Here is a 13,886-nt window from a genome sequence, read left to right on the forward strand (position 1 = left end):
GGTGCTTCATCCGGCCGCAGCTGCGCAGCCGCGGGGCCGCTCCGCGAAAGAAGGGGAACCGGTCCCGGGCGCCGCGGCGGGAATGTTTTTTGACAAGCTGTTCGAGCGCAACCCCCCGGGTGTGCGCGGTCTGCTGCTGGTGTTCGGTTGCGCGCTGCTGGGAGCCTGGCTGGTCGTGCAGGCGGCGATGCACTGGCGGGGCAACGAGCGTGGGGCCGAACGCGCGCGGTTGTTGCAGCAGACGGTCGATGCGCTGCGCAATCAGGGGGCCAGCGGCGACCTCTTGGGCGCCGTGTCGCTGCTCGGCCTGAACGAGCCCCTGCTCAAGGACCTGGCCCAGGGCCGGCTGGCGCCGGACGACCCCGGAGCGCTGGCCCGCTTGGCGCTGGCGCGGGGAAGGTTTCCGGTGCACGGTGTGTATGTGCTGTCCGGTGACGGCGTGGTCGTGGCGCATGAGACGGCGGGGGAGCGGTCCACGGGGCAGATCCTCGCGCTACAGCCGTACTTCGAGCAGGCCATGCGCGGCGCCGTCGGTGTGCACGCCGCCGTCGGCAGCCATCCGCAGGAGCGCGCCTTGTACTACGCGGCGCCGCTGTACGAGGCAGATACGCCGTTGAGCGCCATCATCGGCGTGGTGCTGTTCAAGGCGGGCTTTGAGTTCTTCGACGGACTGCTCAGGCGCCAGGGCCTGCCCGCCGTGCTGTTGTCGCCGCAGGGCGTGGTCTTGGCCTCCACGCGCCCCGAATGGCAGTTCGCGCTGGCGCCACCGCTCACGCAGGAGCGCATCGACGCGCTGCGGGAATCGCGCCGCTTCGGTCTGCATTTCGACAACGGCGTGGCCTCGGCATTGCCGTTTGCGCCGGATGCGGGCGAGGTCGTCCTCAACGGCGTGGCTTACGCGGTGGAGCGCCGCGGAATCGACTGGGACGACCCGGCAGGGCCGTGGCAGTTGGTCGTGCTCGACGATATCAGCGCCCTGATGGCGCTTGGCCAGCGTGTGCAGGTCGGGGGCGTGGCGTTCTTGCTGCTGCTCCTGCCCGGGGGGCTGCTGCTCGATCTGCTGCGCAGCCGGGCGCGCGTGGCCACCGTGCTGGAGCGCTTTTGGCTGCTGGGTACCGCGCTGCAGAGCAGCCCGGTGTCCGTGGTCATTACCGACGGCGACGGCTGCATCGAGTGGGTCAACTCGCAGTACGAGCGCAACACCGGGTACACGCTCGCGGAAGTGCGGGGCAGAAAGCCGTCGCTGCTGGCCAGCGGCCAGACCTGCGCGCAGACCTATCAGACGATGTGGTCTACGCTGCTCACGGGCCAGTCCTGGCGGGGCCGTTTCGTGAACCGCCGCAAGGACGGCAGCATCTACCACGACGAGGCCACGCTGTTGCCGGTGTTCGACCGGCGGGGCCGGCGCATCGGCATCGTGGGCCTGCACGCGGAGGTACCCGAGCGGGTCGCGGCGCGCCAGAAACGGCGCCCCGGGGTCCCGTAAACGGGGTCTTTGTCGTTGGCTCCCGCGCGGTCAATACTCCGGCCCGGAGCGCAACCAGTTTTCGAGCATGAGGCCAGGAACGCGCGAAAAGTGCCGGACGTTGTCGGTGACCAGCACGGCGCCGATCGCCAGCGCGTGCGCCGCGATCATTTCGTCAAAATCCCCGATCGGCAGGCCCTGCGCCTGCAAGTTCGCGCGCAGCTCGCCGTGCCGGTTCGCCGCCTTGGCGTCCCAGGGCAGGATGGGCGCGATGCGCAGGAATTCGTTGACGAGGCGGTGCAGCCGCACGGCCGCAGGTTTCTTTGCCAAGCCGAAACGGAGCTCCGAGCAGGTCAGCGCCGAAATGCACCACTGGCCTGGCGCCAGCGCCTGCAGGCGCGTATCGAACGCGGGATGCCCGCGCACCGCCTCGCTCGCCGCGTTGGTGTCCAGCATGTACCGCGTCATTCCTTCCAGTCATCGAAGGGGTCGCGCTGCTGCGTGCCCTGCCCGCGGTCGAGCAGGAAGTCTTCGGGCACCGGAGCCAACTCCTCGCGCAGCTGCATGAATGCGCCCCAGTCCACGGGCGAGTGCGTGGACAGGATGACGTCGCCGGTGCTTTTGTCGCGGCGGATGTAGACCTCGGTGTTGCCCTCGAAGCGGAATTCGGCGGGCAGGCGCACGGCCTGGCTGCCGCCCGTGGCAAATAGTTTTGCGGTGGACTGTTGCATGCTGCGCTCCATCGGACGTCTGGGGATTCCCTCGTGTAGGTATCAATGTATATATGTTGCGCCAGGCGGTCAAGCGGTGACATCAAGGGCGAGGACCAGGACGGCGACGAAAGCGGCCTCGACGAAGCAGCAGGGAATCTGTCCGGATGGATTTCCGCGTCAGAACGGCGCGCCTTCGCCCTTGGCGGGTTCTTGCGGCACGGCGGCCTTGTCGGCGGCCTTGGCAAACTGGCTGTACTTGCAGAGGATCGGCACCAGTTGGCCGTAGATGCGCGGGGCGCCGGCCAGGCACTCGCGCCGCTCCAGAAAGTCGGCCTCGCCCGTGAAATTGCCCACCAGGCCGCCGGCTTCGGTGACCAAGAGCGAGCCCGCGGCCATGTCCCAGATCGCCAGGCCGGTTTCAAAGAAGCCATCGGTAAAGCCCGCCGCCACGTAAGCCAGGTCCAGCGCCGCAGCGCCGGGGCGGCGCAGGCCGGCGGTGCGCCGCAGCACCTCGTTCATCATTCCCAGGTAGCTCTCGATGTCGTCGCCCGGGCGGTACGGGAAGCCGGTGCCGATGAGGCATTCCTCGAGCCGGGTGCGCCGGCTCACGCGGATGCGGCGTTCGTTCATGTACGCGCCGCGGCCCCGGGTGGCCGTGAACAGGTCGTTGCGCGTGGGGTCGTAGACCACGGCCTGCTCGACCCGGCCCTTCACGGCCAGCGCGATGCTCACGCAGTACACGGGAAAGCCGTGGATGAAATTGGTCGTGCCGTCCAGCGGGTCGATGATCCAGACGCATTCCGAATCCTTGGCGCCGAGTTCCCGGCCCGACTCCTCGGCCAGGATGCCGTGGCCGGGGTAGGCCGCGAGCAGCGTTTCGATAATGATTTTTTCCGCAGCCTGATCGACTTCGGTGACGTAGTCGTTGATCTGCTTTTGCGAGATGCGCACCGATTCCACGTCCAGCGCCCCGCGGTTGATGATGGCGCCGGCGGCGCGTGCGGCCTTGATGGCCACGTTGAGCATGGGGTGCAGGTGTGGGGACATCATGGGAATGGGGTAGGGCGTCCGTGCATGCCAAGCGGATGGATCGTGGACGACAATCGGGCCCGGATTCTACTTCCTCCGTCTGCGGCACATCCGGTTGGCGGCCCCTGCAAGTGTCCATGAATACCCGTTTCATCCTGATCAACACCAGCCACGCCGGCAATGTGGGCGCTGCCGCCCGGGCCATGAAAACCATGGGCTTTCACGACCTGGTGCTGGTGGCCCCGCGCTGGCCCAACGTGCTGCGAAGCGAGGAAGCCATACAGCGCGCGAGCGGTGCCCTGGACGTGCTCGAGAGCGCCCGTGTCGTGGCCACGCTGGACGAGGCCCTGCACGGAATGAGCCACCTGTGCGCCACCGCGATGACCCCGCGCGACTTCGGTCCGCCCACGGTGGCGCCGCGCGCGCATTTTGCAGCGCTGTTGCAAAGCGGACGGCCGGCGCAGGAGCGGCCAGCGTCCGGGGCCGAAAACGCTTCCGACCCGGCCGGATCGCCGCCGCAAGACTCCGGGGAACTGGGGGTGGGCTTTCTCTTTGGTTGCGAGCGCTTTGGCATGGCCAACGCGGACGTGTACCGCTGCCACGTTGCGCTGTGCATTCCCGCGAACCCGGATTTTGGCTCGCTCAACCTCGGCGCGGCCGTGCAACTCATCGCCTACGAATGGCGCCAGGCGCTGGGCGGTTTTGCGTTGCGCGATGCGGCCCCGGCGCGCGCGCTGGCCGACGCCGCGCAGCTCGCGGGCCTGCTCGGGCATTGGGAGCAGGCGCTCACCCGGATCGGCTTTCTGGACCCCGCAGTGCCCAAGAAGCTCATGCCCCGGCTACAGCAGATTTTCAACCGCGCGCGGCTCGCGCCCGAGGAAATCCACATCCTGCGGGGGGTTGCCAAGGCGATGACCGATGCGGTGCAGGCAAAACGCTAGACTCTGCCACCCATGACCGTGACCGCCTGAGCCCCGCCAATGTTTGCCCGTCTGCGCTCCGACATCCAGTGCATCCTCGACCGCGACCCCGCGGCGCGCAGCCGCTGGGAGGTCATTACCTGCTACCCCGGGCTGCACGCCGTCTGGCTGCACCGGTCGGCGCACTGGTGCTGGAACCATGGCCTGAAATGGCTGGGCCGCTTCATCTCGCACGGCGCGCGCTGGATCACGGGCATAGAGATCCACCCCGGCGCCAAGATTGGCGAGCGCGTTTTCTTCGACCATGCCATGGGCGTGGTGGTGGGCGAGACCGCGGAAATCGGCGACGGCTGCACCATCTACCAGGGCGTGACGCTGGGCGGCACCTCGCTCTACAAGGGCAGCAAGCGCCACCCGACGCTGGGCCGGGACGTCGTGGTCAGCGCCGGTGCCAAGGTGCTCGGCGGTTTTGAAGTCGGCGACGGGGCCAAGATCGGCAGCAACGCCGTGGTCATCAAGCCGGTTCCGGCCGGTGCCACGGCGGTGGGCATTCCGGCGCGCATCATTCCGACGCGGGAGGGGCACAGCGCCGACGTGAGCGCCCCGCCGCAGGCGCGCGAGTTCATGGCCTACGGAATCACGCAGGAGGACGACCCGCTCTCGCAGGCCATGCGCGGCCTGATCGACACCGCGGCGGCGCAGGAGCACCAGATTGCGCTGCTGTGGCAGGCCATCGAGAAGCTTTCGGCGCACCGTCAGGACTGCGTTCCCGGCGACGCTGCGCGCAAGGAGCAGTTCGAGGCGGGCAAGTTCAACGCCCTGGTGGGCAAGTAGTTTTCCGGGTTTTCCGCGGATCGCTCACGCCGGCGTGGCGCGCACCGCGCCCTTGGGCCGGAACGCCTTGCAGACCGCGTCGCGGGTTTCGAGGTAGGGGCCGCCGATCAGGTCCAGGCAATACGGCACCGCGGCAAAGATTCCCGGCACCAACGGCCTGCCGTCGGCGTCCCTGAGGCCCTCGAGCGTTTCGGCGATCGCCTTGGGCTGGCCGGGCAGGTTGATGATCAGGCAGCGGTCACGGACCACGGCCACTTGGCGCGACAGGATGGCGGTGGGAACGAAGCGCAGGCCGATCTGGCGCATTTGCTCGCCAAAGCCCGGCATCTGCCGGTGCGCCACGGCCAGCGTGGCCTCGGGCGTCACGTCGCGCAAGGCCGGTCCGGTGCCGCCGGTGGTGAGCACCAGGCAGCAGCCTGCGGCGACGAGTTCGATCAGCGCGGCGCTGATGTCCGCTTGTTCGTCGGGGATGAGGCGCGGCTCGAAAGCGATCGGGTTGTGCAGCGCGCGCGTGAGCCAATCGCGCAGCGCGGGCAGTCCCTGGTCCGCGTAGACGCCGCGGCTCGCGCGGTCGCTGACCGAGACGATGCCGATCCGCACCGGGTCGTGGCCGCTGCCGTCCGCGGTGCTTGCGTCGTTGTCGTCGCTAGCCATTGTCGTCGTCCTCGCCCGTGTCGCTGGCCCCCGCAAGCCCGGCGCCGTCCAGATGTCCGCGCACGAATTGGAACAGCTCGCGCCAGGCGCGCCCCTGGCGCGGGGCCAGGCCCTGCGCGGCTGGCGGCGTGGCGTCCTTGCGCGCCTGGCGGATCAGGGCGCGCAATTGCTGCGCGTCGCTGGTGGGGTGCTCGGCCATCCAGGGCGCGAGGGCGGAGTCGTCGGCGAGCAGGCGCTCGCGCCAGCGTTCGGCCAAGTGCAGCCGCTGCTTTTCGCTCGCCGACCCCCGGTGCTGCTCCTCCAGGGACTGGCGTGCAGCCTGCACCAGCGCGGGGTCCAGTTTGCGCATGAGCTTGCCCACGTACTGCATCTGGCGGCGCCGGCCTTCGAAGTCGCTGATGCGCCGGACCTCGGCCAGCGCGTTGAGCAACACGTCCGGCAGGCCCAGGGCGGCGAGCAGGTCGGCACGCAGGGTCAGCAGATTCTTGCCCAGCGTCTGCAAGGCATCGCTTGCGCGCTTGAGATCGGTGCGGCTGGCGTCGGGCGTGCCCTTGCGCTCGGCCCGGAATTGAATGTCCAACTCGCTGCCCTGGGCAACGAAGCGGCCCTGAACGAAATAGCCTTTTTGGGGTTTGCGGGACATGGAGGCAAAGACGGTGGGCGGCGCAGTGGCAAGTATCATAGCCGCCGCCATGAACAAACCCTTGCCCCAAGCCCCGCGAATCCACAGCGCCCGCACCCCCGACAGCGGCTTCAGTTGCAGCCGTCCGTTTTTTGAAGAACTGGTCGATCGCGCCCTGGCGCACGCCAAGAAGCTCGGTGCCAGCGACGCCGGCGCCGAGGCGTCCGAAGGCTGTGGCCTGTCGGTCAGCGTGCGCCGGGGTGCGCTGGAGAACGTCGAACGCAACCGCGACAAGTCGCTGAGTGTGTCGGTCTACATCGGCCGCCGCCGCGGCAACGCGAGCACCTCGGACTTCTCCGGCAAGGCCGTCGAGCAGACCGTGCAGGCGGCCTACGACATCGCCCGCTTCACCGCCGAAGACCCCATGGCCGGACTGCCCGACGCGGCCGACATCGCGCCGCAGGACAGCCACCGCGAACTGGACCTGTTCCACCCCTGGGCCATCGACAGCGAGGCCGCGGCCGGCCTGGCCATGGAATGCGAGGCCGCCGCCATGCAGACCAGCCGCCGCGTCACGAACAGCGAAGGTGCGGGCGTTTCGGCCCAGCACAGCCATTTCTTCAGCGCACACACGCGCGGCTTTCGCGGCGGCTACGCCGCTTCGCGCCATGGCATTTCAGTGGCACCCATCGCATCGCTGCCCGGCAGGCGCGTCGAGATGCAGCGCGACGCCTGGTACGGCTCCATGCGCGACGCCGCCGCCCTGCCCGCACCCCGGGCCGTGGGTCGCTACGCCGCGGAGCGCGCGCTGAGCCGGCTGGGCAGCCGCAAGATCGCCACCACGCAATGCCCGGTGCTGTTCGAGTCCCCGCTGGCCGCAGGGCTGCTCGGTGGTTTCGTGCAGGCCGTCAGCGGGGGCGCGCTGTACCGCAGGAGCAGTTTCCTGATCGACGCGCTGGGCAAGCGGGTCTTCCCCGGGCACATCGACATTCTGGAAGACCCCTTCGTACCCGGCGGCAAGGGCAGCGCGCCGTTCGACGACGAGGGCGTGCGCGTCGCGCCGCGCAAGGTGGTCGAGGGCGGGCGCGTGCAGGGCTACTTCCTGTCGAGCTACTCCGCGCGCAAGCTGGGAATGAAGACCACGGGGAATGCCGGCGGCTCGCACAACCTCGTGCTCACGTCGCGCCTGACGCAGGCCGCGGACGATCTGGACGCCATGCTGCGCAAGCTCGGCAACGGGCTCTTCGTGATCGAGCTCATGGGCCAGGGCGTGAACCAGGTGACGGGCGACTATTCGCGCGGCGCGAGCGGTTTCTGGGTGGAAAACGGCCGCATCGCGTACCCGGTGCACGAGATCACCATCGCCGGCAACCTCAAGGACATGTTCCGGGGAATCGAGGCCGTGGGCGCCGACGCCTACAACTACGGGGCCAAGACGGTCGGCTCGATTCTGGTGAATCGCATGAAGGTCGCGGGCAGGTGATTCGCAGGGCGTCAGCCCGCCAGCGCGGCCTTCGCGGCGGCGGACACCTGGCCCATGTCGGCCTTGCCCGCCAGGCGGGTCTTGGCCATGCCCATGACCTTGCCCATGTCGCCCGGGCCGGTGGCGCCGAGTTCGGCCACGATGGCCTGCACGGCGGCCAGGGTTTGTGCGGCCGACATGCGCTCCGGCAGATAGGCTTGCAGCACGGCCAGTTCGGCCTTTTCCTTGTCGGCCAGATCCTGGCGGCCAGCACCCTCAAAAGCCCCGATGCTGTCCTTGCGCTGCTTGATGAGCCGGTCGACGATGGCTTCCACGGCCGTGTCATCGAGCGTGACGCGCTCGTCGACTTCCTTTTGCTTGATCGCCGCCAGCAGCAGGCGGATGGCGCCCAGGCGCTCGCTGTCCTTGGCACGCATGGCGGTTTTCATGTCTTCGGTGATCTGGTCCTTGAGGGACATGGCGTTCTCCTGTGCAGGATTTTTCAAAAAAAGAAAACCCGCGCCAGGGGTGCCGAGCGCGGGTCGAGCGCGAACTACCGGGGGGACCCCGGGCGGGCCCGGGAGCCGGGGATCAGTACAGTTTCTTGGGCAGTTGCATGCTGCGAACGCGCTTGTAGTGGCGCTTGACGGCGGCGGCCTTCTTGCGTTTGCGCTCGGCCGTGGGCTTTTCGTAGAACTCGCGCGCGCGCAGGTCCGTCAGCAGGCCGAGCTTTTCAATGGTGCGCTTGAAGCGGCGCAGGGCAACGTCAAAGGGCTCGTTTTCTTTTACGCGGATCGTAGTCATTGGCTTTCCAAAATATGCCCACAGAGGGGCTTCCGGGAAGATCGGGCCTGAAGGCCCCGTCTGTGGGTCTGCAACTGGTGTTTGGCCGACGGGGCATTGCCAGCAAAGCCCGGCATTATAGCCGCTGTCGCCCCATACGCCGCAAGCCGCAATGCGTTCGCTGGCGCGCGTCACGAATGGGCAAACAGCCCCCCCTCGTCGAGCAGCTCATACGCGATCCGGGGCCGCGCGGCCATGCTTTTCTTGATTGCTGCGGGAATCGCCTGCCGGGTCTTGCGGCACAGGCCGGGTTGCTCGTGCACCAGGATCACGATCCCGCGCAGGCTGTGCACCCCGCGCGGGTTCGGGGTGATGGACAGGCGGATGCCAAGCTGCTGCGCCATGCGCTCCTGCATCTGGCGCAACTCGCCCAGGCTGCCCAGGTTCTCCAGCCGCTCCAGCATTTTTTTTCCTCGGGGCGGGTCAGCCGCAGTACCCGCACGTCGTCGTCCGGGGCCTGGAGCAGCGTGTCCCGCTGACAAATACAGGTCCCCGGGGGGCATTCGGTGCGGACGGGGAACGGGAACTGCGTCATGGACGGGGGCCGGCGGTGGTGCGGGGCAGTCAGCCCATTTTAGGTGGAAGTTCCCCCGCCCTTGAGCCGAATTTGCCAAGCCAGGGTGCTGGCAGGCTCAACCAATGAGCGGTTTGTGCTCTGTTCGTTCCGCAGGAGGCACGAAGGGACGAAAATCCGATCCCACATAGAGTTGGCGTGGGCGCACAATCTTGACCGCCGGGTCCGTGATCATCTCATTCCAGTGAGCGATCCAGCCCGCAGTGCGGGCCACGGCAAATTGCGCCGTGAACATGGACAGCGGGATGCCAATGGTCTTGAGAATGAGTCCTGAATAAAAGTCAACGTTGGGGTAGAGCTTGCGTTCGATGAAAAAATCATCGTTGAGTGCAATACGCTCCAATTCGAGCGCCATTTTCAGCAGCGGATCATCCTTTTTTCCGTATGCCTCAAGCACCTCGTAGCAATACCGCCGCAAGACTTTTGCCCGTGGATCGTAGGTTTTGTAAACCCGGTGCCCGAAACCCATCAAGCGATAGGGGTCATTCTTGTCCTTTGCCCGTTTGATGACGGCGGGGATGTTTTCAATGGAGCCGATTTCATTGAGCGTCTGCAGCACGCCCTCATTGGCACCACCGTGCAACGGCCCCCAAAGCGATGCAATGCCTGCAGCAATACAGGCATAGGGGTTCGCACGGCTTGAGCCAACCGAGCGCACCGTGAACGTCGAGGCATTTTGCTCATGGTCGGCCTGCACGATCAACACCGCGTTGAAGGCCCGCACGCCAGCCGGGTTGAGCTTGAAGGGCTCGCATGGGACGGCAAACAACATTTGCATGAAGTTTGAAACGTAATCGAGATCGTTGCGGGGGTAGACCATGGGTTGTCCAACGGAATACTTGTAAGCCATTGCCGCAATGGTCGGCATTTTTGCAATCAGGCGATGCGCCACAATTTTGCGATCATCCGCATTGAATATGTCAAGCCCATCATGATAGAACGCCGACAGGGCACCGGTCATGCCGCACATGACGGCCATGGGATGCGCATCGCGCCGGAAGCCACGCAGGAAAAACACCATTTGCTCATTTACCATGGAATGGTAAGTGATGTTGTGCTGGAATTCCGCCTTCTGGCCGGGCGTCGGTAAATCGCCATTCAGCAGCAACCAGGCCACGTCCAGATAATCAGAGTTGTCAACCAACTCGTCAATCGAATAACCGCGATAGCGCAAAATCCCTTCGTCTCCATTGACATATGTGATTGAAGATTTGCAGATTCCGGTATTCATCAATCCAATATCCAGAGTGCAAACTCCGGTATTTTTATGAAGATCAGCGATATCCAGCATTTCCGGGCCATTCGTAGGCACCAGCACAGGAAAGTCGTTTCCTGCGCCAGTGGATGGCAACGAGCTTCTCTTCGCATCGGGCGTTGATTGGGGATCCATTTTCTTTGCCTTTCCTTTCATGAATCAGGCTTTTCCACGCAAGATCGGGTTGATGGAGGTCCAAGATTGGACGGTATGAAGCTGTGAATTATGGCCTGCCGGAAGGGGGTGCGGGGGCCGATAAAATCGCCGCACCCGCGACCATCCCACCCCTTTTTCGGAACTCCCCTGCTGTGTCCTACGCCTTGGAAACCCGGCGCCGCCGTACCTTTGCCATCATTTCGCACCCCGACGCGGGCAAGACGACGCTGACCGAAAAGCTGCTGCTGTTCTCGGGTGCGATCCAGATCGCCGGCGCCGTCAAGGGCCGCAAGGCCAGCCGCCACGCCACCTCCGACTGGATGGAGATCGAAAAGCAGCGCGGCATCTCGGTGGCGTCGAGCGTGATGCAGATGCTCTACCGCGAGCATGTCATCAACCTGCTCGACACCCCCGGGCACAAGGACTTTTCCGAAGACACGTACCGCGTGCTCACCGCCGTCGATTCGGCGCTGATGGTGATCGACGCCGCGAACGGTGTGGAGGCGCAGACGCGCCGCCTGATCGAGGTCTGCCGCCAGCGCGACACACCCATCATCACCTTCGTGAACAAGATGGACCGCGAGGTGCGCGACCCGCTGGACCTGCTCGACGAGGTCGAGCGTGAACTGGGAATGCCCTGCTGCCCCATGACCTGGCCCGTGGGCCAGGGCAAGAGCTTTGGCGGAATCATCCAGCTGCGCGCGCAAACCATGACGCTGTTCGAGCCCGGCAGCGAGCGCCGCCCGCAGGACTTTGAAGCGCTTCCCCTGGCCGACGCGCACCGGCTGCGCGCCCGCTTTGGCGCGGCGTTCGACGCTGCCATGGAGAGCATGGAATTGGCCGCCGGCGCGTCGCCCGCCTGGGACCCGGCGGCCTTTCTGGCGGGCAGGCTCACGCCCGTGTTCTTCGGCTCGGGCGTGAACAACTTCGGCGTGCTGGAGGTGCTCGACGCGCTGGTGGACATGGCCCCGCCCCCCGGCCCGCGCCGGAGCACGCTCGTGCTCGACGGGCAGCGCGTGGTGCAGACCGTCCAGCCCGAGGACGAGGGCTTCTCGGGGGTCGTTTTCAAGGTGCAGGCGAATATGGACGCGAACCACCGCGACCGCATCGCGTTTGTGCGCGTGGCCTCCGGCAGGTACGTGCCGGGCATGCGGCTCAAGGTGCAGCGCAGCGCCAAGGAACTGCGCCCGACCTCGGTCGTGACCTTCATGAGCCAGCGCCGCGAGGCGGTGGAACAAGCCTACGCGGGCGACATCATCGGCTTTACCACGCACGGCGGCGTGCAGTTGGGCGACACCATCACCGACGGCGCGAGCCTGCAGTTCACGGGCCTGCCGTTCTTTGCCCCGGAGTTGTTCATGAGCGTGGTGCTCCTGAACCCGCTGCGCGCCAAGCAGTTGCAGCAGGGCCTGGCCCAGCTGGGCGAAGAGGGGGCGATCCAGGTCTTCAAGCCGGACGCCGGCGGCCACATGCTGCTGGGTGCCGTGGGCGCGTTGCAGTTTGATGTGGTGCAGCACCGCCTGCGCGCCGAGTACGACGCCAACGTGCGCCTGGAAGGCTGTCAGTACACCGGCGCGCGCTGGATCACGGCGGACGACCCTGCGCAACTGCGTGCGTTCACCGACGCCTACCCCCTGCGCCTGGCGCACGACGCGGCCGGCACGCTGGCCTACCTGTGCACCAGCCCCTACGACGTGCGGCTGGCGCAGGAGCGTTTTCCGGAAATCCGCTTCCACCCGCTGCGCGAACACGCGGGGCTGGCGCTGCAGGCCGGTTGATTTCCATGGGTGTTGGTCCCCTCGACAGGAATCGAACCTGTATCTAGCGCTTAGGAGGCACTCGTTCTGTCCATTGAACTACGAGGAGGCGAGCGCGCACATTGTAGGGCCCGGGTGCGCGCGCTCAGTCGTACTTCACGGTGTAGATGATGTCCAGCGCGCTTTTCTCCCCCGTCTGCCCGCGCAGGGTCAGGCGCCGCGAGAGGTCGTAGAAGATGTACAGCGTGCCCAGCGTTCCCGACAGGCTGCGCTCGTAGCTCACGTACAAATTCTTCGACAGGCGCTTGCCGAAGGTCAGGGCGGCCGCTCCCGCGTCCTCGCCCGCAGCGGGGCCGCGAAAGCCGATCTCGTCCAGGCCCAGGCGGTTGGCTACGCCGGCGGTGCTGCCGCCCTTGCGGCCCAGCAGCGCCAGGGCGGCCTGCTGCAGCAAGGCGGCTTCGGCGCCACCGGCCGAGGTGCTGCGACCCAGCACGACCCATGAGAGCTTTTCCGCGTCGGGCATTTCGGGTTCGGAATAGAGCGTGACGCGCGGTGCCTGCGCCGTCCCGGTGACCTGCACCCCGGCGCGCACGCTGATGTTCGGGCGCAGCGCCAGGATGTCGAGCGAGGGGTTGTCGTGGGGTCCGTTGAAGCGGATCAGGCCGGTCTCCACGTCGAGCACCTGGCCCCAGGCGCGGTAGCGGCCTTCCTCGGTGCGCACCTCGCCCGTCACGCGCGGCGGGGTACCCGCGTCGGCGCTGCTGCGGATCTCCAGCGTGCCCGTGAGCCGGGTGGTGATGCCATGGCCCTGCAGCGCAAAGTCGTTGCCCAGGTCGAGGGTGATGACGATGTCGGGCGGCTTGGCGGTTTCGGCCTGCGCCGCGAGCTGTTCCCTGGCCTGTGTCTGGATCCGTTCCTCGCGCTCCCGCGCGGCGGAGTGCACGATCACGTCCGAGCCCAGGTGGGGCGTGGATTCGTCGGGCAGGATGATGGTCGCGCGGTCGATTCCGAGTGCGCCGCGCAGGCGGATCTGCCCCTGTTCCAACTGCGCCTGCAGGTGGCCCGACACGCTGACTTGGCGGTCCGCGCGCACCAGCACTTGCAGCGCCCGGGCTTCGGCCTGCAGGGACATGGTGATTCCCGACAAGCCGTCGGCCGCCTCGTCCCAGGTGATGCGGCCGCTGCCGCTGAGCGTTCCGCCGTCCTGCGGCGCCGGCGTGCGGTTGCCGCTGAAGCCGGCGATGCGTGCATTGCTGCCCCGCCCGCCCTGCAGGTGCAGTTCGGTGATGTCGAGTTGCTTGCCGCGCAGCGTGGCACGCAGGCGGCCACCCTGCAGGTCCACGCCGTCGATGAGCGAGCGCACGGCCAGGTCGTCCGCCCCCAGGGTTCCCGACCAGCGCGGGGCCTTGCGCGTTCCCGACAGGCTGGCGTCGGCGTCGAAGGTGCCGCGCACGCGCCAGCCGGGCGGTGCCAGCGCCGACCACAGGCCCATGTCGGGCAGTTGCGCGCGCAAGTGGCCCGCCAGTGGTGCGTCGGCGGCCCAGGTGCTGGCGCCGACCGCGCCGTCGCCGGCCAGGGTGATGCGCGTGCTCACGCGCGCGT

General features: G+C 67.0%; 14 protein-coding genes, 1 tRNA gene and 1 pseudogene. 5 read left to right on the top strand and 11 right to left on the bottom strand.

All coding sequences use genetic code 11. From position 1 onward, the window contains the following. Positions 1–82 precede the first annotated feature (82 nt). The gene (locus tag VTU_RS0108360) at positions 83–1,486 is read left to right on the top strand and encodes a PAS domain-containing protein (protein WP_010103184.1); all 1,404 of its coding nucleotides are present in this window, start codon (positions 83–85) and stop codon (positions 1,484–1,486) included. Positions 1,487–1,516: 30 nt separating this feature from the next. On the opposite strand, the gene VTU_RS0108365 is transcribed toward VTU_RS0108360, so the two are convergent. The 3 genes from VTU_RS0108365 to VTU_RS26555 all read right to left on the bottom strand — a co-directional run bounded on the left by VTU_RS0108365 (position 1,517) and on the right by VTU_RS26555 (position 3,225). Beyond that, on the bottom strand, positions 1,517–1,921 hold the full coding sequence (locus tag VTU_RS0108365) for a type II toxin-antitoxin system VapC family toxin (protein WP_236610679.1): 405 nt from the start codon (positions 1,919–1,921) through the stop codon (positions 1,517–1,519). Positions 1,922–1,929: 8 nt separating this feature from the next. Beyond that, positions 1,930–2,196, bottom strand: coding sequence for an antitoxin (locus VTU_RS0108370; protein ID WP_029554209.1), 267 nt, complete (start codon positions 2,194–2,196; stop codon positions 1,930–1,932). Between the two features lie 159 nt (positions 2,197–2,355). Further along, positions 2,356–3,225 (bottom strand): inositol monophosphatase family protein, encoded by an 870-nt coding sequence (locus tag VTU_RS26555; protein ID WP_050809462.1) that lies wholly within the window; start codon positions 3,223–3,225, stop codon positions 2,356–2,358. A 119-nt stretch (positions 3,226–3,344) separates the two neighbouring features. Between VTU_RS26555 and VTU_RS0108380 the strand changes: the two genes are divergently transcribed. Both VTU_RS0108380 and cysE read left to right on the top strand, forming a co-directional pair. Then, complete coding sequence (locus VTU_RS0108380; protein WP_010103192.1) at positions 3,345–4,148, top strand: RNA methyltransferase; 804 nt, start codon at positions 3,345–3,347, stop codon at positions 4,146–4,148. Positions 4,149–4,187: 39 nt separating this feature from the next. Then, a complete protein-coding gene (gene cysE / locus VTU_RS0108385) occupies positions 4,188–4,961 on the top strand; it encodes a serine O-acetyltransferase (RefSeq protein WP_010103197.1) in 774 nt (257 codons plus the stop codon). 24 nt (positions 4,962–4,985) lie between these two features. On the opposite strand, the gene mog is transcribed toward cysE, so the two are convergent. Both mog and yjgA read right to left on the bottom strand, forming a co-directional pair. Beyond that, complete coding sequence (gene mog, locus VTU_RS0108390) at positions 4,986–5,615, bottom strand: molybdopterin adenylyltransferase (RefSeq protein WP_010103199.1); 630 nt, start codon at positions 5,613–5,615, stop codon at positions 4,986–4,988. After that, positions 5,608–6,258 (bottom strand): ribosome biogenesis factor YjgA, encoded by a 651-nt coding sequence (gene yjgA, locus VTU_RS0108395; protein ID WP_029554211.1) that lies wholly within the window; start codon positions 6,256–6,258, stop codon positions 5,608–5,610. Before yjgA ends, mog begins: the two co-directional genes overlap by 8 nt. Positions 6,259–6,307: 49 nt before the next feature. Between yjgA and pmbA the strand changes: the two genes are divergently transcribed. After that, positions 6,308–7,720, top strand: a complete 1,413-nt coding sequence (pmbA, locus tag VTU_RS0108400; protein ID WP_010103201.1) for a metalloprotease PmbA — start codon at positions 6,308–6,310, stop codon at positions 7,718–7,720. 11 nt (positions 7,721–7,731) lie between these two features. Here pmbA and VTU_RS0108405 read toward each other — a convergent pair whose 3' ends face one another. From VTU_RS0108405 to VTU_RS0108420, 4 genes and pseudogenes are all read right to left on the bottom strand, one after another. Next, on the bottom strand, positions 7,732–8,178 hold the full coding sequence (locus tag VTU_RS0108405) for a GatB/YqeY domain-containing protein (RefSeq protein WP_010103203.1): 447 nt from the start codon (positions 8,176–8,178) through the stop codon (positions 7,732–7,734). Between the two features lie 112 nt (positions 8,179–8,290). Continuing rightward, on the bottom strand, positions 8,291–8,503 hold the full coding sequence (gene rpsU / locus VTU_RS0108410; RefSeq protein WP_007833691.1) for a 30S ribosomal protein S21: 213 nt from the start codon (positions 8,501–8,503) through the stop codon (positions 8,291–8,293). A gap of 170 nt (positions 8,504–8,673) precedes the next feature. Continuing rightward, positions 8,674–9,077 (bottom strand): annotated as a pseudogene (locus tag VTU_RS26560) (hypothetical protein). A gap of 97 nt (positions 9,078–9,174) precedes the next feature. Further along, complete coding sequence (locus tag VTU_RS0108420; RefSeq protein WP_029554212.1) at positions 9,175–10,527, bottom strand: citrate synthase; 1,353 nt, start codon at positions 10,525–10,527, stop codon at positions 9,175–9,177. 152 nt (positions 10,528–10,679) lie between these two features. Between VTU_RS0108420 and VTU_RS0108425 the strand changes: the two genes are divergently transcribed. Next, a complete protein-coding gene (locus VTU_RS0108425; protein WP_010103214.1) occupies positions 10,680–12,305 on the top strand; it encodes a peptide chain release factor 3 in 1,626 nt (541 codons plus the stop codon). Between the two features lie 13 nt (positions 12,306–12,318). On the opposite strand, the gene VTU_RS0108430 is transcribed toward VTU_RS0108425, so the two are convergent. Both VTU_RS0108430 and VTU_RS0108435 read right to left on the bottom strand, forming a co-directional pair. After that, positions 12,319–12,393 (bottom strand) — tRNA-Arg (locus VTU_RS0108430). Between the two features lie 36 nt (positions 12,394–12,429). Further along, a partial coding sequence (locus VTU_RS0108435) for a translocation/assembly module TamB domain-containing protein (protein ID WP_010103216.1) occupies positions 12,430–13,886 on the bottom strand: 1,457 nt, incomplete at its 5' end.

The organism is Verminephrobacter aporrectodeae subsp. tuberculatae At4, assembly GCF_000193225.1.
GTDB lineage: Bacteria > Pseudomonadota > Gammaproteobacteria > Burkholderiales > Burkholderiaceae_C > Acidovorax > Acidovorax aporrectodeae.

Coding starts and splice junctions, on each gene's coding strand:
- yjgA (WP_029554211.1), bottom strand. CDS start 6,258: ATGTCCCGCAAACCCCAAAAAGGCTATTTCGTTCAGGGCCGCTTCGTT.
- VTU_RS0108365 (WP_236610679.1), bottom strand. CDS start 1,921: ATGCTGGACACCAACGCGGCGAGCGAGGCGGTGCGCGGGCATCCCGCG.
- VTU_RS0108360 (WP_010103184.1), top strand. CDS start 83: ATGTTTTTTGACAAGCTGTTCGAGCGCAACCCCCCGGGTGTGCGCGGT.
- cysE (WP_010103197.1), top strand. CDS start 4,188: ATGTTTGCCCGTCTGCGCTCCGACATCCAGTGCATCCTCGACCGCGAC.
- VTU_RS26555 (WP_050809462.1), bottom strand. CDS start 3,225: ATGTCCCCACACCTGCACCCCATGCTCAACGTGGCCATCAAGGCCGCA.
- mog (WP_010103199.1), bottom strand. CDS start 5,615: ATGGCTAGCGACGACAACGACGCAAGCACCGCGGACGGCAGCGGCCAC.
- VTU_RS0108405 (WP_010103203.1), bottom strand. CDS start 8,178: ATGTCCCTCAAGGACCAGATCACCGAAGACATGAAAACCGCCATGCGT.
- pmbA (WP_010103201.1), top strand. CDS start 6,308: ATGAACAAACCCTTGCCCCAAGCCCCGCGAATCCACAGCGCCCGCACC.
- VTU_RS0108380 (WP_010103192.1), top strand. CDS start 3,345: ATGAATACCCGTTTCATCCTGATCAACACCAGCCACGCCGGCAATGTG.
- VTU_RS0108420 (WP_029554212.1), bottom strand. CDS start 10,527: ATGAAAGGAAAGGCAAAGAAAATGGATCCCCAATCAACGCCCGATGCG.
- rpsU (WP_007833691.1), bottom strand. CDS start 8,503: ATGACTACGATCCGCGTAAAAGAAAACGAGCCCTTTGACGTTGCCCTG.
- VTU_RS0108370 (WP_029554209.1), bottom strand. CDS start 2,196: ATGCAACAGTCCACCGCAAAACTATTTGCCACGGGCGGCAGCCAGGCC.